This window comes from Streptomyces sp. NBC_01549, assembly GCF_026339955.1.
GTDB lineage: Bacteria > Actinomycetota > Actinomycetes > Streptomycetales > Streptomycetaceae > Streptomyces.
In genome coordinates this window covers 7,073,633-7,093,557 of record NZ_JAPEPW010000001.1, presented here as the reverse complement: position 1 = coordinate 7,093,557, position 19,925 = coordinate 7,073,633, and the positions used below count along the sequence as shown (strand labels likewise).

Annotated in this window: 16 protein-coding genes; 9 read left to right on the top strand and 7 right to left on the bottom strand. The window is 70.8% G+C overall.

Features of this window, described 5'->3' with window-relative positions; translation table 11 throughout:
- Positions 1 to 155 precede the first annotated feature (155 nt).
- Positions 156 to 650: a subtilase-type protease inhibitor gene (locus OG819_RS31715; protein ID WP_266621973.1), complete on the bottom strand. Its 495-nt coding sequence runs from the start codon at positions 648 to 650 to the stop codon at positions 156 to 158.
- Between the two features lie 309 nt (positions 651 to 959).
- Here OG819_RS31715 and OG819_RS31710 point away from each other — a divergent pair, with 309 nt between their 5' ends.
- The 5 genes from OG819_RS31710 to OG819_RS31690 all read left to right on the top strand — a co-directional run bounded on the left by OG819_RS31710 (position 960) and on the right by OG819_RS31690 (position 5,406).
- Positions 960 to 1,511 carry a hypothetical protein gene (locus OG819_RS31710; RefSeq protein WP_266621975.1) on the top strand — a complete coding sequence of 184 codons (552 nt, stop codon included), beginning with the start codon at positions 960 to 962 and terminating at the stop codon, positions 1,509 to 1,511.
- Between the two features lie 50 nt (positions 1,512 to 1,561).
- On the top strand, positions 1,562 to 2,389 hold the full coding sequence (locus OG819_RS31705) for an LLM class F420-dependent oxidoreductase (RefSeq protein WP_266621977.1): 828 nt from the start codon (positions 1,562 to 1,564) through the stop codon (positions 2,387 to 2,389).
- A gap of 74 nt (positions 2,390 to 2,463) precedes the next feature.
- On the top strand, positions 2,464 to 2,901 hold the full coding sequence (locus tag OG819_RS31700; RefSeq protein WP_266621979.1) for a TIGR03668 family PPOX class F420-dependent oxidoreductase: 438 nt from the start codon (positions 2,464 to 2,466) through the stop codon (positions 2,899 to 2,901).
- A gap of 230 nt (positions 2,902 to 3,131) precedes the next feature.
- A complete protein-coding gene (locus tag OG819_RS31695; RefSeq protein WP_266418075.1) occupies positions 3,132 to 4,715 on the top strand; it encodes a cytosine permease in 1,584 nt (527 codons plus the stop codon).
- A 7-nt stretch (positions 4,716 to 4,722) separates the two neighbouring features.
- The gene (locus OG819_RS31690) at positions 4,723 to 5,406 is read left to right on the top strand and encodes a cyclase family protein (protein ID WP_266621982.1); all 684 of its coding nucleotides are present in this window, start codon (positions 4,723 to 4,725) and stop codon (positions 5,404 to 5,406) included.
- A gap of 264 nt (positions 5,407 to 5,670) precedes the next feature.
- Here the strand turns inward: OG819_RS31690 and OG819_RS31685 are convergent, their stop codons facing one another.
- Positions 5,671 to 6,849 (bottom strand): helix-turn-helix domain-containing protein, encoded by a 1,179-nt coding sequence (locus tag OG819_RS31685; protein ID WP_266651974.1) that lies wholly within the window; start codon positions 6,847 to 6,849, stop codon positions 5,671 to 5,673.
- A gap of 113 nt (positions 6,850 to 6,962) precedes the next feature.
- Between OG819_RS31685 and OG819_RS31680 the strand changes: the two genes are divergently transcribed.
- Both OG819_RS31680 and OG819_RS31675 read left to right on the top strand, forming a co-directional pair.
- Complete coding sequence (locus OG819_RS31680; RefSeq protein ID WP_266579841.1) at positions 6,963 to 8,132, top strand: lactate 2-monooxygenase; 1,170 nt, start codon at positions 6,963 to 6,965, stop codon at positions 8,130 to 8,132.
- A gap of 29 nt (positions 8,133 to 8,161) precedes the next feature.
- Complete coding sequence (locus OG819_RS31675) at positions 8,162 to 9,166, top strand: NAD(P)-dependent oxidoreductase (RefSeq protein ID WP_266652894.1); 1,005 nt, start codon at positions 8,162 to 8,164, stop codon at positions 9,164 to 9,166.
- Positions 9,167 to 9,189: 23 nt separating this feature from the next.
- Here OG819_RS31675 and OG819_RS31670 read toward each other — a convergent pair whose 3' ends face one another.
- The 4 genes from OG819_RS31670 to OG819_RS31655 form a co-directional block, all read right to left on the bottom strand.
- A complete protein-coding gene (locus OG819_RS31670; protein ID WP_266621986.1) occupies positions 9,190 to 11,103 on the bottom strand; it encodes an RICIN domain-containing protein in 1,914 nt (637 codons plus the stop codon).
- A gap of 671 nt (positions 11,104 to 11,774) precedes the next feature.
- Complete coding sequence (locus OG819_RS31665; RefSeq protein WP_266652893.1) at positions 11,775 to 11,966, bottom strand: hypothetical protein; 192 nt, start codon at positions 11,964 to 11,966, stop codon at positions 11,775 to 11,777.
- A 7-nt stretch (positions 11,967 to 11,973) separates the two neighbouring features.
- On the bottom strand, positions 11,974 to 12,603 hold the full coding sequence (locus tag OG819_RS31660) for a hemerythrin domain-containing protein (RefSeq protein WP_266651972.1): 630 nt from the start codon (positions 12,601 to 12,603) through the stop codon (positions 11,974 to 11,976).
- The gene (locus OG819_RS31655) at positions 12,600 to 14,225 is read right to left on the bottom strand and encodes an MFS transporter (protein WP_266651970.1); all 1,626 of its coding nucleotides are present in this window, start codon (positions 14,223 to 14,225) and stop codon (positions 12,600 to 12,602) included. Before OG819_RS31655 ends, OG819_RS31660 begins: the two co-directional genes overlap by 4 nt.
- A gap of 173 nt (positions 14,226 to 14,398) precedes the next feature.
- On the opposite strand from OG819_RS31655, the gene sigJ reads away from it, so the two are divergent.
- Positions 14,399 to 15,370: an RNA polymerase sigma factor SigJ gene (gene sigJ, locus OG819_RS31650; RefSeq protein ID WP_266621992.1), complete on the top strand. Its 972-nt coding sequence runs from the start codon at positions 14,399 to 14,401 to the stop codon at positions 15,368 to 15,370.
- Complete coding sequence (locus OG819_RS31645) at positions 15,367 to 16,914, top strand: cytochrome bc complex cytochrome b subunit (protein ID WP_266651968.1); 1,548 nt, start codon at positions 15,367 to 15,369, stop codon at positions 16,912 to 16,914. Before sigJ ends, OG819_RS31645 begins: the two co-directional genes overlap by 4 nt.
- Here OG819_RS31645 and OG819_RS31640 read toward each other — a convergent pair.
- Positions 16,825 to 19,923 carry a glycoside hydrolase family 2 TIM barrel-domain containing protein gene (locus OG819_RS31640; RefSeq protein ID WP_266651966.1) on the bottom strand — a complete coding sequence of 1,033 codons (3,099 nt, stop codon included), beginning with the start codon at positions 19,921 to 19,923 and terminating at the stop codon, positions 16,825 to 16,827. The two genes, OG819_RS31645 and OG819_RS31640, sit on opposite strands and share 90 nt — an antisense overlap.
- Positions 19,924 to 19,925: the final 2 nt, after the last annotated feature.

Genomic DNA, 19,925 nt, shown 5'->3' with positions numbered 1-19,925 from the left:
CACGACCGGCCGGACAGATGTCGGGGGCCGGCCGGCGGCCCCACTCCGCCTGACCGACCCCCGATGCGAGATCGCGTCGTACTCCGTGCCGGGGCGCGCACTCCCCACCTACTGCCCCCGGTCGACGCTCACGCAGGCCGCGCGATCCCGGTCCCTCAGAACGTGAAGACGGTCGTCCCGTAGGAGTTCTTCACGCACTCGTTGGCGAAAGTCCGTTCGTACGCGACGCGCTTGCCCCGCCAGACGCCCTCGACCGTGACGACCACCGGGTCGAACTGCCGCGTACACAGCGCCCCGTCTCTCAGGGACAGGGCGTCGAAGTCGCCGTTCACCGCGCGGAGTTCGGCGCAGGCCTCGAAGGCGGCGGGGTGGGTGCCGGAGGCGGTCGGGGCGCAGTTCAGCGTGACCGCGCGCTCCGGGGTGACGGTGGCGGCGGTCTCTCCGTGGCCCATGGTGAGCACCAGGGCCGAGGGGGCGTAGAGCCCGGAGGGGGCGAGAGCCGCGGTGGCGTGGGCCTGGGTCGCAGCCGTCTGGGTCACAGTCGCCCGAGTCGCGGGGGCCGTGGTGGCGAGGGCGGGCCCTCCGAGGGGGCCGCAGACGGCAGCGGCCGTGAGGGTGAGAGTCGCTGCCCAGCGCGCGGTGGTCGGCATTGTGTGCATCCTTCCGCTCGATTGAATGCAGTACCGGCTCGGTTGAGTGCCGGTGCGGCGAGCGCGAGTCTGCCGAGTCCGGACCGGAAACACACATCGACCCCATGCGTTTCGGTAACTTTGAGTATTGAATCACTGGCGTGAAGTAACGAAACTCGAACGTTCGAGCCCCGGAACTGAGGGGTTGTTGATCGCCAAGGACACCCTCCTGGCCGGATCCCCCCGGCTCCGCAATAGGCCTGAAACATTCCGGTTCAGCTCCCGGCTGAGCCCCTTGCATCCTCACTGCAACGGAGTAATCGTCATTACATGATTACGTCAGAGCAGCACGAGAAGCTGCGCGGCTGGTTCGCCGGCCGCCTGCCCGACGACCTCTTCGAGAGCCTGGTGGAGGTCACGGTCGACCGGGAGGAGATCACCGTCGTCGGCCGCATCCCCGCGCCCGGGCTCGCCGAAGGCGCCTCGGACACCGAGAAGGAGGCGGCCGCCCAGGCCCGTATCCAGGAGTTCCGCGAGCGCACCCGCGAGGACCGGGTCGCGGTGGCACGGGAGGCCGAGCACCGGTTCCGCAAGAAGGTCTCCTGGGGTGTGGAGTGCGGGGGTGAGCGCGCCCTGTTCACGCACATCGCCGCGCCCGTCATGACCCGGCTGCGACAGCCCGAGCGTCAGGTCCTCGACACCCTCATCGCCGCCGGGGTGGCGCGCAGCCGCAGCGACGCCCTCGCCTGGTGCGTCCGCCTCGTCCAGCGCCACACCGACGACTGGCTGACGGAACTGCGCGACTCGCTGGAGCAAGTGCAGCGGGTCCGGGCCCAGGGTCCGGACGCCACACCACAGGAGGCCACACCCGGCGAGGAGTGACCGACCGCGTCACACTGACGGCAAGAGCCGACAAGACGAGGTGGTCGCGGATGAAGTTCGGAGTGTCGACGTTCATCACCGACGAGGGCATCGCTCCGGCAGCTCTGGGCCCCGCTCTGGAAGAGCGCGGGTTCGACACGCTGCTGCTGGCCGAGCACTCGCACATTCCGGTGAGCCGGGAAACGCCGTATCCGATGGGCGGCGAACTGCCCCGCATCTACTACCGCACGCTCGATCCGTTCGTGGCGCTCGCCGCCGCCGCCTCCGTGACCCGCGACCTGCTGCTGGGCACGGGGATCGCCCTGGTGGTCCAGCGTGACCCGATCACCACCGCGAAGGAGATCGCCTCCCTCGACCTGATCTCCGGCGGCCGTGCCGTGTTCGGTGTCGGCGCCGGCTGGAACCGGGAGGAGATGCGCAACCATGGCACGGATCCGGCGTCCCGCGGCCGGCTGATGGACGAGCGGATTCGCGCCATGATCGAACTGTGGACCAAGGACGAGGCCGAGTTCCACGGCGACTTCGTCGACTTCGCACCGGTCTACTCCTGGCCCAAGCCCGTCCAGCGGCCCTACCCACCCATCTGGGTCGGGGGCAACAGCGAGCGCACCTTCGCCCGCGTCGCCGAGTACGGGTCGGCCTGGCTGCCCAGCGGCGTACCCCCCAAGGAACTGGGCGCGCGCATCGAACAGATGCGCAAGACGGCCGGTGACCGGCCGACCGTCGTGGTCTACGGGGCCGGGCAGGACCGGGAGTCCCTCGACATCTACGCGGAACTCGGCGTCGACCGCGTGCTGCTGGATCTGCCGACCCAGCCGGAGGACGAGACACTGCGCACGCTGGACGAACTGGCCCAGGCCGTGTCCACCTACCGCTGACCGCTTCCGGCCGCCGGGAAATCCGGGCTCAGCGTGCTCCGGCCGCCGGGGAATCGGAGCTCACCGTGCCGGACATGGACGAGGAGGAGGCGCGCCGCCGGTTCGTCGCGGCACGGGTGGCGCGCCTGGCCACGGTGGACGCCGAGGGGCGCCCGCACCTCGTGCCCCTCGTCTTCGCGGCGCGCGGCGGTGAGCTCGTCACCGCCGTCGACCACAAACCCAAGAGGTCACAGCGGCTGCGGCGACTGCGCAACATCGCCGCCCACCCGGCCGTGTGCCTCCTCGTCGATGCCTACGACGAGGACTGGGACCGGCTGTGGTGGGTACGGGCGGACGGTGACGCCCGCGTCCTGCCGCCCGGCACACCGGGCGAGTACCCCGCGGCGATCGCCCTGCTGCGCGACAAGTACGCGCCGTACCGCCGGCGGCCGCCAGACGGTCCGGTGATCGCCGTCACCGTCCACCGGTGGCAGGGATGGCGCGCCGCGCCCCAGCCGTACCCGGAGAGCTGAGCCACCGGGCACTCCCCGCAATGGACGAATGTTCCACCTCGGGCACGCAAGGTGGACGTTTTACCTTCTGGCGCAGGTCACCGACCCGGCCTTAGCGTCGGCAGACCTCCCAAGGACGGCTTCCGCTCCCACCGCACATCCCAGCGGCGACAGCGGGACCGTTCTCCCCTCGCGCCATCACGCGCTCCATCGCCCGCGTCCGGGCCCAGGCACTTCGCTGGAGCACCCCCTTGTCCGAGAACTCCCCCGCCACGTCGTCTCCGTCTCTCACCGAGGTAGAGACCTACGGCGTCGAGCGCATCCCCGACGCGGACCGCACCGCGTCGCCGCTCGACCTGTTCAGAGTCGCCTTCGGCGGTGCGAACACCTTCTCCACCTGCGTCCTCGGGGCCTTCCCCATCCTCTTCGGCCTCTCCTTCTGGCAGGGGCTCGCGGCCACCCTCCTCGGAGTCGTCGTCGGCGCGCTGATCCTGTGCCCGATGGCGATGTTCGGCCCGGTCAACGGCACCAACAACGCGGTCGCCTCCTCCGCCCACCTCGGTGTGCACGGACGGGTCGTCGGCTCCTTCCTGTCGCTGCTCACGGCCGTCGCCTTCTTCTCGATCTCGGTGTGGAGCTCCGGCGACGCCCTGGTCGGCGGCGCGCACCGGCTGTTCGGACTCGAGCAGAACGATCTGTCGTACGTGGTCGCGTACGCGCTCTTCGGCTGCCTGGTGCTCGCGGTGTGCGTGTACGGGTTCCGGTTCATGCTGTTCGTCAACAAGATCGCGGTGACCTCGGCGACCCTGCTCTTCCTGCTCGGCGCGATCGCCTTCGCCGGTGACTTCGATCCCTCGTACGCCGGCGCCTTCACTGCCTCGGCCGACTCGGCGACGCAGGCGCTGTTCTGGCCCTCCTTCATCGGCTCGGCGCTGATCGTGCTGTCGAACCCGGTGTCCTTCGGCGCGTTCCTGGGCGACTGGTCGCGCTACATCCCGGCGAACACGCCGCGCCGCAAGGTCGTCGGAGCCGCCTTCCTGTCCCAGATCGCGACCCTGCTGCCGTTCGTCTTCGGGCTCGCGACCGCGAGCATCATCGCGGCCAAGGCGCCGAAGTACGTCGACCCGGCGGCCCCCGACTTCGTGGGCGGCCTGCTGGCCATCTCACCGAGCTGGTTCTTCCTCCCGGTGTGTCTGCTCGCGCTGATCGGCGGCATGTCGACCGGCACGACGTCCTTGTACGGCACCGGGCTCGACTTCTCGTCGGTGTTCCCGAAGCTGTCGCGGGTCCAGGCGACGATCCTGGTCGGAGTCCTGTCGATCGCGTTCATCTTCATCGGCCGTTTCGGCTTCAACCTGGTGCAGTCCATCTCGACGTTCGCCACGATGATCATCACCTGCACCACGCCCTGGATGGTCGTGATGATGCTCGGGTTCTACACCCGGCGCGGCTGGTACGACCCGGACGCGCTCCAGGTCTTCAACCGCCGTCAGCGCGGCGGCCGTTACTGGTTCACGCACGGCTGGAACTGGCGCGGCATGACGGCCTGGTGGGTGGGCGCCGTGGTCGGTGTGCTGTTCACCAACATCCCCGGCCAGTTCGTCGGACCGCTGGGCGACCTCGCGAACGGCATCGACATCAGCCTGCCGCTGTCACTGGCCGTCGCCGCCGTGCTGTACCTGGCGATGCTGCGACTGTTCCCCGAACCCCGGGCGGTGTACGGGCCCGAGGGCCCGCGGCTGGCCCGTACGATCGACGTGCCGGTGCCACCGATCACCGGTCCCGGTACGGAGAGCGAGGGCACGCCCGCGGCCCTCGCGGTCGAAGGCGGTTGATGCGCTGATGGCTGATGCGCTGATGGAGGGCTGGCTCGACCTGTCCGTGCCCGTGGTCACCGGGATGCCCGTCTACCCCGGTGACCCGGAGGTGGAGGTCTCCAGGGCGCTGCGGGTCGCCGAGCACGGCGTGAACGTCCTTCGGCTGCACATGGGCTCGCAGTCCGGGACGCATGTCGACGCGCCGTACCACGTGGACGAGGCGTGGCCCACGCTGGACGATCTGCCGCTGGAGCGGTTCGCGGGGCCGGCGGTCGTCGCCGACGTCCGCGGTCTGCCCGCGCGGGCACCGATCACTCCCGACCTGCTCACCTCCGCCCTGGGCCTGCTGCGGCCCGGCTCGATCCTGCTGCTGGCCACCGGGTGGTCGCGGCACTGGGGAACCGAGGACTACCTCGGCCACCCCTGGCTCACGCCCGAGGCGGCGGAGGCCGTGGTCGCGGCGGGTTGCCTCACCGTCGGGATCGACGCGCTGAGCGTCGACCCGACCGGACCCGCGGATCTTCCCTCTCACCGGGTGCTGTGCGGTGCGGGGGGTGTGATCGCCGAGAACCTGACCGGGCTCGGCGGCGTCGCGGACGCGCAGGCCGCGGGATGTTCGATCGAGGCCTTCCTGTTCCCGATGCGCCTCGCCGGCGCGGATGGGGGCCCGGTCCGGGCGACGGCCCGCGTCACGCCCCGCGCACGGTAGTCCCTACCTGGGGGCGTTAGTCGGATGCGTTCATCGGCTACGTTCGTCGGGTGCGGGCGGGTGGGGGCTGGTCGCGCAGTTCCCCGCGCCCCTAGAAGCCCGGGGCCGTCCGGCGTTCGAAGACGGGCCCGGAGGGCGCACCGAACCCACCCCGGCGCGCATCACTCAGCCTGTCCGGCGCTTGAGGACGAACCTTTCGGGCGGTACGGGTGCAGGGGCGCGGCCCCCGGGGATGGGACGGGTAGGGGCGGCGGGGGCGAGGGACTATGGCCTGATCGTGCGGGCGATGTCCAGGGTGAGGCGTTGCCAGGGGTCTCGGGGGTCACGGGACGTCAGGGCGTGGATGCGGCGCAGCCGGTAGCGCAGGGACTGCGCGTGCAGATGGAGCGCTCGCGCGGCGGCATTCGCCGAGCCGGTGTCGATGTACGCGGTGAGCGCATCCATGAGATGCCGCTGCCCCGGGTCGGTGAGCGGACCGAGGACCAGGCGGGCGACGTGGTCCGGCGCGGCGGCCGCGTGCCCGGCGAGCAGGGCGAGGACATGGGCGTCCGCGTCGGTGAGGACACGCCCCGCCCGGTGGGCATGGCCGGGCGCCGTGTCGAGGGCGTCGGCGGCGAGCCGATACGCCACGGCGACCCGGTCCAGACTCTCCCCGGTGATCGCACAGCCCCGCCAGGACCGCGCACCCAACACGGTTCCCGCCCCGGCGGCGGCCGCGCCCGGCAGCAACAGCACGGCACGGGAGCCCCGTACCGTCGCGGTCGAGGCGGCCTCGTCGCCCGGAACGGCCAACGCGTCGAGCAGCCCCGTCGCCGCGTCGAGCGCCATGTCGGGGCGCTCCGTACCCACCGGCTCGGCCACCAGCAGACAGTAGGGGTCAGGGAGTTGGACCCCCAGCCGGGCCGACCGATCGCTCAGCGCACCCACCGAGGCGTGCCGCCCGGCGATCAGGTCGTCGAGCAGCAGCCGCAGCGCCCGGTCGCGGTCCGCCGCGAGGTCCTCGTCCGTGGCGGCGTAGGCCGTGGTCATCTCCTCGGAGAGGGTGTCGAGCGCGGTCAGCAGCATCCGGGAGAGGGCGAAGGCGTCCGCGGCGGCGAGCCGGGGCGCGCGGGCCGCGATCTCGTCGGTGAGGACGGTCGCCGCCACCCGGTAGGCCCGCAGCACCGCCTGCACGGGCCGCCCGTCCGCCGCGCGGGCCGCCGCGATGCCTCGCAGGCGCCGCAGGTCTGACGGATCGAGGGTGCCGTCGGTGACCCACAGGTGGAGGAGCCGCTCCAGCCCCCAGGCCGCGATGGCCCGTACCTCCGGCAGCCGGCTGTCGTCCAGCGCGGCGTACACCGGGACATGTTCGTGGACCGCCGAGACGATCGCCGCCACCAAGCGTGGATCGGCGAGCATCTCCTGCCGGACGTGTTCCCTTGCGGCAACGGGCTGACTTGTCACAGGGTGATGATCCCAGCCGCGCGATGTGCGCACCACAGTGGACGGCCCTTGTCACCTTCGCCAGGATCGACGGCGTACAGCGCGGTCTCAGGGACGAGAGGCGGGACGTACGGATGGCTAAGCATTGGGCCGACTTCCAGTACGAGATCTATCTGAACGGAATGACGGGCGCCGTACCGCGGCTGCCCACCGATCTGACCCGGCTGGAGGAGCTCACCGAGCAGCGGCTCGGGCCCGGTCCGGTCGGCTATGTGGCGGGCAGCGCGGGCAACGGCAGCACCGCCCGGGCCAACCGGGCCGCCCTCGACCGGCGCCGGATCGTGCCGCGCATGCTGCGCGACGTACACGAACGCGACCTGTCCGTGGAGGTGTTGGGGCGCGCCCTGCCCGCACCGCTGGCGCTCGCACCCGTGGGCGTGCTGTCGATCATGCATCCGGACGCCGAGTCCGCCGCCGCGCGGGCCGCCGCCGCGCAGGGCGTCCCGTACATCCTGTCCTCGGCGTCCAGCACGCCCATGGAGCAGGTCGCGGAGGCGATGGGGGAGGCGGAGCGCTGGTTCCAGCTGTACTGGGCGAAGGACCGCGAGGTCACCCGCAGCTTCCTGAACCGTGCGAAGGCGGCGGGGTACACCGCGCTGTTCGTCACCCTCGACACTCCTCTGCTGGCCTGGCGCCCGCGCGACCTCGACCAGGCGTACCTGCCGTTCCTGCACGGTGTGGGCACGGCGAACTACTTCTCCGACCCGGCGTTCCAGGCGGGTCTGGCCAAGCCGGTGCACGAAGACCCGAACGCGGCCGTGATGCACTTCGTCGGCATGTTCGCGGACCCGGGCAAGACCTGGCCGGATCTGGCGTTCCTGCGGGAGAACTGGGAGGGGCCGATCGTCCTCAAGGGCATCCTGCACCCGGACGACGCCCGCCGCGCCGCCGACGCCGGGATGGACGGCGTGGTCGTCTCCAACCACGGCGGCCGACAGGTGGCGGGGTCGGTGGCGGCGGCCGATGCGCTGCCGCGCGTGGTCGAGGCGGTCGGCGAGCGGCTGACCGTCCTGTTCGACAGCGGCATCCGCACCGGCGACGACATCTTCAAGGCGCTCGCGCTCGGCGCGCGGGCCGTACTCGTGGGACGCCCGTACGCCTATGGGCTGGGCCTGGACGGACAGGCGGGCGTCGAGCACGTAGTCCGCTGCCTGCTCGCCGAGTTCGACCTGACCCTCGCCCTGTCCGGGCACGCCCGCCCCGCCGGCCTCGGCCCCGACGATCTGATCGAGGAAACCGCATGAGCACGACCAACACGACCGACACGGCTCACATGACCGACACGACCGACACGACGGTCGCCGCGGTGGCGAAGAACGTTCTGGCCGTGGTCTCGCCCCACGTCGGCGGGCGCACCGCCGGTGCCGCGCTCGCCACCGTCTTCCCCGGCGAGGCCCGCGTCACCGTCGTGGAGACGACCGACGAGGACCCGGCCGCACTGCGCGAGGCCCATGTCATCATCACGGGGCTCGGCCCGGTGACCGCCGAACACCTCGCCACCGCACCGGACTTGGAACTGATCCAGTGCGCGAGCCACGGTTTCGACTACGTCGACCTGGACGCCGCCCGCGCGCAGGGTGTGCCGGTGTGCAACATCGGCTCCAGCGGCGCCGAGAAGCAGAACGTGGCCGAGCAGACCTTCGCCCTCATGCTGGCCCTCGCCAAGCAACTGATCCCGGCGCACACCGCGCTCGTCGACGCCGACTGGGCGCTGCCGCGGCTGCAGCGTTCCGTCACCGAGCTGTCCGGCAAGACCCTCGGCATCGTCGGGCTCGGCCACATCGGCGAGGAAGTCGCCCGGCGCGCGGTCGCGTTCGACATGAGCATCGTGTACGCCGGTCCGCAGTCCGTCGGCGCGGAGGCCGAGGCGCGGCTCGGCGGCGCCCGCCATGTCGAACTCGACGAACTGCTGCGCACGTCGGACTACGTCACGCTGCACGCACCGCTCACCGAGGAGACACGGCATCTTCTGAACGCCGAGCGGCTCGCGCTCCTCAAGCCGACCGCGTTCGTGGTCAACACCTCGCGGGGCGCCCTGATCGACCAGGACGCCCTCGCGGACGCGCTCGAGGCGGGCGCCCTGGCCGGGGCGGGAATCGACGTCTTCGACCCCGAACCTCCCACCGCGGCCCTGCGGTTGCTCAAGTCCCCGAACGTGGTGCTGTCGCCGCATGTCGCGGGCGTCACGCGCGAGACGCTCGTACGGATCGCGCTGGCGGCGGTCCAGAACGCCGCCGACTTCGTGGCGGGCAAGCCGCCCCGGGACGTGGTGTCCTAACCTCCGACCGACGCGCTTGCCCGCTAGAGCCCCAACCCCTCCACAACTGCTGAGAGTTGGGCGGGCAGTGACAGCGCGGGCCGGGGGCTCGTGCGGTCGTCGACGGTCACGGAGCGGGGCTCGGCAGAGGACTCCGACGGGGTCGCCGACGGGTCGCTCTGGTCATCCGCCGGCGGTTCGCTGGGCGAGGCGCTCGGCTCATCGGCCGTGGCGTGTGGGGACGGCGACTCGCTGACCGGCCTGGTCGAGGCGCTCGCCGTCCCCGCGATCGACAGCGACCCGGGATCGGCCGAGGCGGAGTCGGAGTCGGTCCGCCACCGCTGTGCGTCGGAGCCGTCCCGGTCCTTGACCACGATGTCAGCGCTCGGGTCGGTGGAGCTGGGCGTGATCGCCAGCCCCTCGCGCGAGCGGGACAGCAACTCGCCCCGCACGGTGAGGTCGTAGCGCACGTCACCGCCCCGCGCGGCGCTCTTCGCGACACAGCGGTCCAGGGTGACGACACCGTCCTCGGCGTGCGAGTCCAGGCACAGCGTGGGGTCGGCGACGCTGCGGAGCAGGCCGTCGTTCTCGTACGACCACTGCTGGGTCCAGGCCGAGGAGCAGACGGCCAGCTCGGCCTCGGCACCGGCCTTGGCCTTGCCGCCCCGGATGTCGAGGCAGAGGTCGGCGGCGAGGTTGCGCAGCCGGGTCTGCTCGGTGCTGGTGGGCAGTCCGGCCGAGGTCGGCGGCGAGGAGTCGGCGGAGGGGCCCGGGGTGACGGGGCTGGGTGAGACGGTGCGGCTGCTGCCGACGCCCGTGGAGGCGGCCGGATCGGCGCCACCGTCGTCGTGGGACCACAGACTGATGGTGAGCACGCTCACGAGCAGCACCGCCGAGGCCGTGCCCGCCCCCGTGAGCAAGGCCTTCGAGTGCTTCTGGGCAACCTGGGCCAGCCGTGCCGGTGCGGGAATCTGTGCCAGCAGACGATGCCGACCGGCACTCCCCGGACGCCCACCGGTCCCGAGACGCCCGCCGGTACCCTCACGTTCGCCCGCGCCCAGCCGTTCGCCGCCGCTCACACGTCCGGCGTCGAACGCGGGACCTCCCTCGGAGCGCACCGCTTGCCCCGTGCGCCCCGGGCGTGCGTCGAGATAGCGTCGAGCGCCCCAGCCCAGCACCGCTTCGGCGATCAGGATGCCCAAGCCGCGCTCGAAATGGCTGAGTTGCTCGGCGGCATGACGGCAGTGGCGGCACTCCCCCAGATGCTGTCGGACATCCGGCAGCAGGGCACCGCCGCGACGAATCGGGACGTCCAGGAGCCGGTTGTAGAACCCGCATTCCTTGGTCGGCGCGAGTTCCCGGTGGGCGCGCACACATCCCTGGCGGAATTGGTCGCGGGCCTGCTCCAGAGCGGCCGACGCGGTGTCGACGTCGAGGCCCGACAGACCGGCCGGTACGGATATGTGCTCGGCCTCGACCTCGGTGTGCCACAGCAGGCACTGGGCGAGCGGCGGCAGGGCATGGAAAGAGCGCTCGGCGAGCTTCCGATTTTCGGCGGTCATGGACTGCGCGGCCCGCATACCCCGCCCCCCGGCGGGTTTCCTCAAATCCGGCAGAACGCCGGATATCCGGTCCTCCCCGGACCACTCGTTGACGGTGTCCCGCACGGTCACGAGGAGTCGGGGCCGCAGGGCCGCGCCGGACTCGCCGCGTATGAGGCAGTCGAGCGCGTAGTGGAACGAGGTCGCGGCGACCATCGAGGCGACGTTCGAGGAAGAGGCGAGGCAGATGGCCGCGTAGTCGTACGTCGGCTGCCAGTGCCGCGCCATCAGCAGTGCGACGGATTGCGTGGCCTCGCCCTCCATCCGGCCTCTCAGCCGGGCGGCGAGGCCTTCGTCGGACTCCCCGGGAGCGCCGCCGGGAGGATAGGAGGGACGAGGGGGGTGGGGGGTGGGCACAGACCGGGTTCCTTCCACGGTGCAAGGTGGTACACAGAATTTTCTTGGTCGCCGAAAAGGGGGCCCCTGCCTGGTGCATACCTTTTTGACGGAGCGCCGGGGAAATGGCCGTCGGGCCGGAATAATGAACACCGATTTCATACCCGGCCATTGACCCGCGCGGTAAGTTCAGCCTCGCACAAAACGCTCACGACCAACAAGGCGCTTGGGCAACATCCGCATATTGAAAGATAGTCAGTAACTGCGCCAACTCACGCCGCTCGCACCGGCTTTCGAAATTTCCCATACCATGCTCACGGGCCTCGTCGGCGCACCAGGTGCATACGCCATGTTCATACACCATGCCATCCACCACGTTCTTGACCGTTCATGACCGCTCACGGCCGCCTTCGTGGCCGCTTTCGTGGCCGCGGTCATGGATGGCCGTGTTCAGGCGCTCCACGCATGCGCCGGGGCCCATGCGCCCCGTGTGAACCGCACGCTCACGCCGGAGCCCGTCGCACGGTCCCGGCGCGCGGATCTCCGTAGTCCACTGGAATCCGGCCCTTCTCGGAGGCCCCGCGCAGGACGGCGGCTCTCCCGCGCGAAACCGGCCGCCGGCCCCGATCCTCCCGCCCTCGGCCGGCGGCCTCGGGACCCGTTGGGGGCCGCGCGGCCGGTCTCAGATCCGCTCAGGCGGTCCGTCCCTCACCCCTGCCGGGAGGTTCGTCCTCGGGGAAGGCCGCCGCGAACTCGTCGGCGTGCGCCGTGAGGAAGCGGCGGAACACCTCCGGGCCCTCCTTCAGCGCCCGGTGCCGCACGATGTCGGCCGCGGCCGCCTCGTACACCAGGGCCTTCATCGACGTACCGCGCTCCTCGGCGATCTGCCGCTCAGGCCCTCCACAGCCCGCGCCTGCGGTAACCCGCCTCCCAGAACAGCTTGTTGAGGACCCGTGCGGGCGGCGGCAGCGCGCCGAGGAACCTGGCACGGTCGGCGGGTGACGCCCCGTCGACGATCCACGGCACGAAGACCGCGGCCCCGCGCACGCCCTGCGTCTTGCGGATACGACCGGTGAACGCGCCCCAGTCCGCGAGCGTCAGCAACTCCCGGATGAGCGGCAGGGCACTCTCCTCCTCATGAGCGAGGTGGTCGTCGAGCGTCGACGCCAACGTGCGGACCAGGAAGGGAAGTTCGGCCGACCGGTCCGTCAGGGCCGCGTCGACGGCGGTGAGCCGCGGGTCGAGCAGAGCGTGCTCCGCCTCCATCTCGGCCAGGAGCGCGACGTCCCGGGGGCGGCCCGCGACCTTGCGCTCCACGCGCGGCCACAGATCACTGTCCTCGGCGGTGTGGTGGATGTGCAGCTGGTGCCTGAAGTTGTCCCAGCCCGCGCGGACCTGGGGGGTGAAGGCGGTGCCGTCGGCCGCCGCGTCGCCGAGGCGTTCCAGGTCGCGGCGGAAGGCGTCGTGGGCGGCGTACATGACGGTGAGGTCGACGGTGCCGGCTGTGGCTTCGGTGGTCATGAGGTCACTTCCTCCAGTGCGGGTTCGTGGACGGGAAGGGCGTGCGGGTTGGCCGACGGTCCGCGGTGGCGGCGTACGGCGAGACAGGCGAGCGCGCCGGTCAGCAGGACGGCGGCCGAGACCAGGACGGCGGGACCCATGGCGTGCACGAAGCCGTGGCCGAAGACCTGGCCGCCCAGTGCGCGCATGCGGTCGGCGATGTCGTGCGGCACACCCTTCGGCAGCCGTGCCGCCTGCCGCGCGTTCACGTCGGTGCCCGCCTGGGAGAAGCCGCCGACGAAGCCCTCGCGGTACGCGGCGGGCAGCTGTCCGGCGCGCTGCCGGGCCTGGTCGGTGAGCGAGGAGGCGAGCCGGGCCTGGAGCACGGCGCCGACGACGGCGCCCGCGAGCACCGAACCGACCTGCCGCAGCGCGTTGTTGACGCCGGACGCCGCTCCGGAGAGCCTCGCCGGTACGTTGCGCATGACCTCCGTGGCCATCGGTGCGAAGGTACAGCCCGCGCCCAGACCCGCGAGGAAGAGCGGGAAGGCGACCGCCGTCCAGCTCGACCCGACGTCGGTCGCGGCCACGATCCACACCAGGGCCGCCGTCCAGGCGAGCAGCCCGGTCATCAGGATGAACTTGCCGCCGATCTTGTCCGCGAGGACTCCGGCGGGCCCGGCCGTCACGAACGAGCCGAGCGCGAGGGGCAACAGCACGAGCCCGGACTTGAGCGCGCTGAAGCCCAGTACGGACTGCAGGTAGATCGTCAGCGGCAGGAACATCCCGACCACGCCGAAGGACACGGTGACGCCCACGAAGTTGATGAGGGTGAAGTTGCGGTCCTTGAAGAGCGAGAAGGGGACGAGAGGGTCGTCGCCCTGCTGGCCGCGCTCATGACGGAGGAAGGCGGCGAAGAGAAGTGCCGCCGCGCCGAACAGCGACCAGATCCAGGCGTTCCAGTCGTAGCGCTGTCCCTCGGTCAGACCGAAGGCCAGACAGAACAGGGCTCCTGAGGCGAGCAGCACGCCCAGGGTGTCCAAGCGGTGGCCTACGGTGCGCCGTGAACCGGGGATGATCGCTACGGCAAGGCCCAGCACCACGACCCCGAGCGGCAGGTTCACGAAGAAGATCCACCGCCAGTCGAGGTGGGTGATCAGCTCACCGCCGATGATCGGGCCGAGGGCCCCGGAGACGCCCGCGACCACACCCCAGACGCCCATCGCGGCGCCCCGCCGGTCGGCCGGGAACACCTCCGCGATGATCGACAGGGTCTGCGGCATGAGCAGCGCCGCGCCCAGGCCTTGGACCGCGCGGAACGCGATCAGCTGCGCCGGATCCCGCGCGAGGCCGCAGGCGAGGCTGGCGAGGGTGAAGAGGGCGACGCCCGCGAGGAACAGGTTGCGTTTGCCACGCAGGTCGCCGAGGCGGCCCGCGGTGATCAGCAGGACGGCCAGGGCGAGGGTGTAGGCGTTGACGACCCACAGGATCTCGTCGAGGGAGGCGTCGAGGTCCTGGCCCATGTCGGGGATCGCGATGTTCACGATCGTCAGGTCGAGCAGGGTCATGAAGAAGCCCAGGGAGAGCGTGATGAGGATCGCCCATGGGTTGCCGTGCCACTTGTCGTGCCACTTCTTGAACACGGTGTCTGTCTCCTTGTGTCGAGGCATCGGACTCGCGTTCAAGAGGGCGTGGACTTCGACCGGTGTGACGCCCAGTGGACCCCATGAGACGTACGTCACATTTCACCCTCCGGACGTCACATTCGGGCCCGCTTCTCCCCTCGCAGTAGTGAGCGCACCAAGGGAGGCAAGGCATGTCCGAAAGCCCCGCGACCGGGACGGCCGACGGCGCGACGCAGGTGTTCGTCGACCACCGTGAGCTGCTCTTCGCGATCGTCTACAACATCCTCGGCAGCGTCGCCGACACCGACGACGTACTCCAGGAGACCTGGCTGTCCTGGACGGGCCGCGCCCGGCGCACCCCGTTGGAGGGCTTCACCAACCCGCGCGCCTATCTCGTACGCATCGCCGTGAACCACGCGCTCGCGCGGCGCGCCGCGATCACCCGCCGTCGCGAGACGTATGTGGGCCCCTGGCTGCCGGAGCCGCTGCTCGACGAGCCCGCCCCCGAGGACTCGGCCGACGACCGGGCTCTGCGCTCGGAGTCGGTGTCGCTGGCGATGCTCGTGGTCCTCGAGTCCCTCACCCCGCTGGAGCGCGCGGTCTTCGTCCTCAACGAGGTGTTCGGCTACGCGCACACCGAGATCGCGGAGGTCATCGACCGCAGCCCCGCGGCGGTGCGCCAGCTCGCGCACCGCGCGCGGGAACATGTGCACGCCCGCCGGCCGCGCTACCAGGCCCATCCGCGCGTCCGCCGGCAGGCGACCGAGCGTTTCGTCGAGGCCGCGCTCGGCGGGGACATCGCGGCGCTGATGGAGATCCTGGCACCGGACGTCACGGTGTGGACGGACGGCGGCGGGAAGGCCTCGGGCGGGCTGCGTCCGGTGCACGGCCGGGACAAGGCGGCGCGGCTGTTCGCCGGTTACGCCACCCGGCGCGCGGGCCGCGGCACCGGAATCGACCTTCGCTACCGACGTGTCAACGGCGACGACTCCGCCGTGCTCTTCGCGGGCGAGTCACCCTACGCGGTCATGGTCATGGACCTCACCGCGGACGGCGAGCAGGTGTCCGGCGTCTACATCGTCACCAATCCCGAGAAGCTCGCGCATGTGCGGCGCGACGACGAGAACCAGGAGACCGGGGTCGCGGAAGGGGAGCGCGCGTGACCGCCACGGAGCACCGGCCCACGAAGGCGTCCTCCGGTGAACGCGTCGCCGACTGGTTCGACGGCCGGCTCGGTGTGTACGCCCTCGGCAGACGCTATCTGCGCAAGGTCTTCCCGGACCACTGGTCCTTCCTCCTCGGCGAGATCTGCCTCTACAGCTTCGTCGTCCTGATCCTCACGGGGGTGTACCTGACCCTGTTCTTCCACCCCTCCATGAACGAGGTGACGTACCACGGCGGTTACGTCCCCCTGAACGGCATCCGGATGTCGGAGGCGTACGCTTCGACGCTCCACATCAGCTTCGACGTGCGCGGCGGACTGCTGGTCCGGCAGCTCCACCACTGGGCCGCGCTGGTCTTCCTCGCCGCGATGCTGACGCACATGATGCGGCACTTCTTCACGGGCTCGTTCCGCAGGCCCCGCGAGGTGAACTGGGTGTTCGGCTGGACGCTGCTGCTCCTCGGTCTGTTCGAGGGCCTCTTCGGCTACTCACTGCCGGACGACCTGCTGTCCGGGACGGGGCTCAGGTTCGTGGACGGGGCGATCCTGGCGGTGCCGGTGGTCGGCACGTATCTGTCGTTCTTCCTGTTCGGCGGGGAGTTCCCCGGCCACGACATCGTGGCCCGCTTCTACTCGCTGCACATCCTGCTGATTCCGGGGATCATGGCGGCGCTCGTCGTCGCACATCTGATCCTCGTCGTGTACCAAAAGCACACCCAGTTCGCGGGCCCGGGAAAAACCGAACGCAACGTCGTGGGCACCCCGTTCCTGCCCGTCTATCTGGCGAAGGCGGGCGGCTTCTTCTTCCTGGTGTTCGGTCTCCTCGCGCTGATCTCGGCGGTCGCGACCATCAACCCGGTCTGGTCGTACGGCCCTTACCGTGCCGACCAGGTGTCGACGGGCGCCCAGCCGGACTGGTACCTGGGCTTCGCCGAGGGCCTGGTGCGCGTCATGCCGGGCTGGGAGATCACCGTGGCCGGGCACACGCTCGTGCTCGGCGTGCTGATCCCCATCGTCGTCTTCCCGCTGCTCCTGGTCGCCATCGGCGTGTACCCGTTCATCGAGTCGTGGGTCACGGGAGACCGGCGTGAGCACCATCTCCTCGACCGCCCGCGCAACCGGCCGGTCCGTACGTCGATCGGAGCCGCGTGGATCAGCCTCTATCTGATCCTGCTCGCGGGCGGCGGCAACGACATCGTGGCGACGCGCTTCCATCTGTCGATCAACACCGTCACCTGGGCGGTGCGGATCTCCGTGTTCGTCGTCCCGGCCGTCGTCCTCGTGGTCACCCGCCGCATCTGCCTGGGACTGCAGCTGCGGGACCGGGAACTGGTGGCGCACGGCCGTGCGACCGGCGTCGTCACACGCCTGCCGCACGGCGAGTACGTCGAGGTGCACCGCCCGCTCGGCCCGGCCGAACTCCACACGCTGACCGAGCACGAGCACCGGGACGCGTCAGACCACCGGGACCTCCAGACGGCTGATCCGCAGCCCGCCCTCGGTGGCGCCCGGGTGCCCGCTCGTCATGAGGAGCCGCAGCCCTGAGCCTCTTACCCCGTCGAAGGTGATCACGGTCGGCGCGTCGGACGCGGTGGCCCAGTCGACGGCCGTTCCCTTCACCGGCACGTACCGCTTGCCGTCCCACACCGCGACCTCGACCGACGCGGGCAGTGCGTGCGTCGCGTCGACGGTGAAGGAGACCTCGACGCGGTCGACCGCGCGGGAACGGGACCAGGTGACCGAGACCCAGTCCTCGGGGCGGGCCCCGCTGAAGGCGGGCAGCAGGGCCGTCGCCGACTTGTAGAAGGCGTTGGACCACCCCGTCGCCGCGTCGCCGTCGAGCATGGCGGGGGGCAGGGTGTCCGGGCGGCCGGAGTAACTGGCGTCCGCGCGTGGCTCGTTCGGGGCGCCGGGACCCGGGTCCGGCAGGAACGCGGCGGGCGGGGTGGTCGCCTTCGAGCGTGCCGAGGTGGTGCGTACGGTGAGGGTGGCGCTCCGGAGTCCCTCGGAGCGGGCCGTCACCTTCAGCGAGCCCGGCCGCGTGCCGGATCGCACGATCGCGAGCGCCTTGCCGTGGAAGGCCGTTCGGGTGCTCGCCTGATAGCGCTCGGCGCTCTCCTCCCTGCCGTTGTCGAGCCCGGCGAGCGAGCCGCCGTCGATGTCGAAGGCGATCAGGTGCTCCGCGTCGGGCACGACCACACCACGGGCGTCGACGACCTCGGCCGTCACGAAGACCAGCGAACGGCCGTCGGCGGCGAGCGACTTGCGATCGGACGTGAGGTGTATCGCGTGCGGCGCCCCGGCGGTACGCAGGACGTCCGTGGCGACCGTACGGCCGCCGCGGCGCGCCACCGCCTTCAGCTCACCCGGCTCGTAGGGCACTTTCCAGGTGAGGTGGAGCTTGCCCGCGCTGCCGTTCGGGCTGGTGTAACTGCCCGGGTAGGGGCCCGAGGTGAAGGTCTTGTCGTCGCCACTCGCCTCGGTGGTCTCCAGGTAGGTACGGCCGTCGGTCGTCGTCTTGGTGTCGAACTTCCTTGTGCCGAGGGACTTCCCGTTGAGGAAGAGCTCCACGGTGTCGACATTCGCGTACGCCCAGACCTCGACCGTGTCCCCGGCCTCGTGGTTCCAGGTCATGGGCACCAGATGGACCATGGGCTCGCTCACCCACTGGCTCCTGAACAGGTGGTACATGTCCTTGGGGAAGCCCGCCGTGTCGACCGCGCCGAAGAAGGACGCCTTCACCGGGAACACGTCGTACGGCGTGGGCTCCCCGATGTAGTCGATGCCCGACCAAAGGAACTCCCCCGCGAACCACTTGCGGTCCCGGTCCTTCTTGTGCCCGTACTCGCCGCTCATCGTCCAGGACGCGAGGTTGTTGTCGTACGAGGAGACCGCGCGCCGGCCGGGGGTGTGGTTCTCGCCGGTGTTGAGGTGCTCCGGCTCCTGGTAGGTGGAGCGGGTCGAGGTCTCGGACGACGACTCCGACTCGAAGAGGAAGAGGTGCGGATAGGCGGCGTGCAGGTCGTCCACCGACTTGGCGGCGTTGTAGTTGAGACCGAGCCCGTCCAGTTTGGCGAGCATGAGGTCGGCCGCGGAGCCCTTCGTGGGCACGCGACGGTATTTGTCCGACCCGATGACCAGTGGCCGGGTGTCGTCCGCCGCCTTGACCGCGGCGATGATCCGGTCCGCCATCGCGAGCCCGGGGGTGGAGGTGGAGTCGGGGATCTCGTTGCCGATGGACCACAGGACCACGGCGGGCGAGTTGCGGGCCGCGAGGACCATCTCGGTGGCGTCCTTCTCGCACCACTCGTCGAAGAACCGGCCGTAGTCGTACCTCGTCTTGCCGGTCCGCCAGCAGTCGAACGCCTCCACCATCATCACGATGCCCAGTTCCTCGCAGACCTGGATCATCTGCGGCGAGGGCGGGTTGTGCGAGGTACGGAAGGCGTTGACGCCCATCGACTTCATGATCGTCATCTGCCGGCGGACGGCGTCGACGCTGATCGCGGCGCCCAGCGCGCCCTGGTCGTGGTGCAGGTCGACGCCCTTGATCTTGGCGTGGACGCCGTTGAGGTGGAAGCCCTCGTCCGGGTCGAAGCGGAACGTGCGGATGCCGAAGGGGGTGCGGCACGTGTCGACCCTCGCGCCGCCGACCCGCAGTTCGGTCTCCACGGTGTAGCGGTGGTCCGGGGTCGTGAAGTCCCACAACCTGGGCTCGGCGACGGTGAGTTCATGGGTCTCGTCCGCGCGGTCGGTGACCGGGACCGTGGTGGACGTACGGGCCGCCGTGCGTCCGTCGGGGTCGACGATCCGCGAGACCACCTGGACCTCCGCGGCGTCACCGGACTCGTTGACGACGGTCGTGCGCACCCGTACGACCGCCCGCTCCGCCGTGATGTCCGGCGTGGTGACATACGTGCCCCAGCGCTGGACGTGCACCGGTTCGGTGACGACGAGCCGGGCCTCGCGGTAGATGCCGCTGCCCGAGTACCAGCGGCTGCTGGGCAGTTGGTTCTGGACCTTCACCGCGATGACGTTCTCGGTGGTGCCGTCCGTGTGCAGCAGACCGGTGAGGTCGAAGGCGAACCCCGTGTAGCCGTAGGGGTGGTGGCCGACCTCCTCGCCGTTGCAGTAGACGTGCGAGTCCATGTAGACGCCGTCGAACTCCACGGAGATCCGCCGGCCGGCGAGGGCGGGCGGCAGCGTGAAGGTGGTGCGGTACCAGCCGAGGCCGCCCGGGAAGAAGCCCGTGCCGCTGGTGGTGCCGTGCTCCGTGGTGGGGGTCTGCTCGATGCTCCAGTCGTGCGGAACGGAGACTTCCCGCCACGCCGAGTCGTCGTAGCCGGGTTGTGCGGCGCCCTCGTACGCACCGGTGGGGTCGGTGATCCCACCCGGGTTGACCAGCGCGAAGCGCCAGCCGTCGCGCAGCTCGACCGAGCGGCGGCCCGCGGCGCGCCCCGGCGAGTCCGCCCAGGCGTCGGCGGCGCCCAGGAGCGATTCGGCCGCTGGTACGGCGGTTCCTGCGATCAATACCGATCTTCGAGTGACCGTCATGG

What these genes read in the sequence shown, in the direction of transcription:
- OG819_RS31690 (WP_266621982.1), top strand. Translation starts at nt 4,723, where the DNA reads ATGGCTGATGCGCTGATGGAGGGCTGGCTCGACCTGTCCGTGCCCGTG.
- OG819_RS31710 (WP_266621975.1), top strand. Translation starts at nt 960, where the DNA reads ATGATTACGTCAGAGCAGCACGAGAAGCTGCGCGGCTGGTTCGCCGGC.
- OG819_RS31700 (WP_266621979.1), top strand. Translation starts at nt 2,464, where the DNA reads ATGGACGAGGAGGAGGCGCGCCGCCGGTTCGTCGCGGCACGGGTGGCG.
- OG819_RS31680 (WP_266579841.1), top strand. Translation starts at nt 6,963, where the DNA reads ATGGCTAAGCATTGGGCCGACTTCCAGTACGAGATCTATCTGAACGGA.
- sigJ (WP_266621992.1), top strand. Translation starts at nt 14,399, where the DNA reads ATGTCCGAAAGCCCCGCGACCGGGACGGCCGACGGCGCGACGCAGGTG.
- OG819_RS31715 (WP_266621973.1), bottom strand. Translation starts at nt 650, where the DNA reads ATGCCGACCACCGCGCGCTGGGCAGCGACTCTCACCCTCACGGCCGCT.
- OG819_RS31705 (WP_266621977.1), top strand. Translation starts at nt 1,562, where the DNA reads ATGAAGTTCGGAGTGTCGACGTTCATCACCGACGAGGGCATCGCTCCG.
- OG819_RS31675 (WP_266652894.1), top strand. Translation starts at nt 8,162, where the DNA reads ATGACCGACACGACCGACACGACGGTCGCCGCGGTGGCGAAGAACGTT.
- OG819_RS31660 (WP_266651972.1), bottom strand. Translation starts at nt 12,603, where the DNA reads ATGACCACCGAAGCCACAGCCGGCACCGTCGACCTCACCGTCATGTAC.
- OG819_RS31640 (WP_266651966.1), bottom strand. Translation starts at nt 19,923, where the DNA reads ATGACGGTCACTCGAAGATCGGTATTGATCGCAGGAACCGCCGTACCA.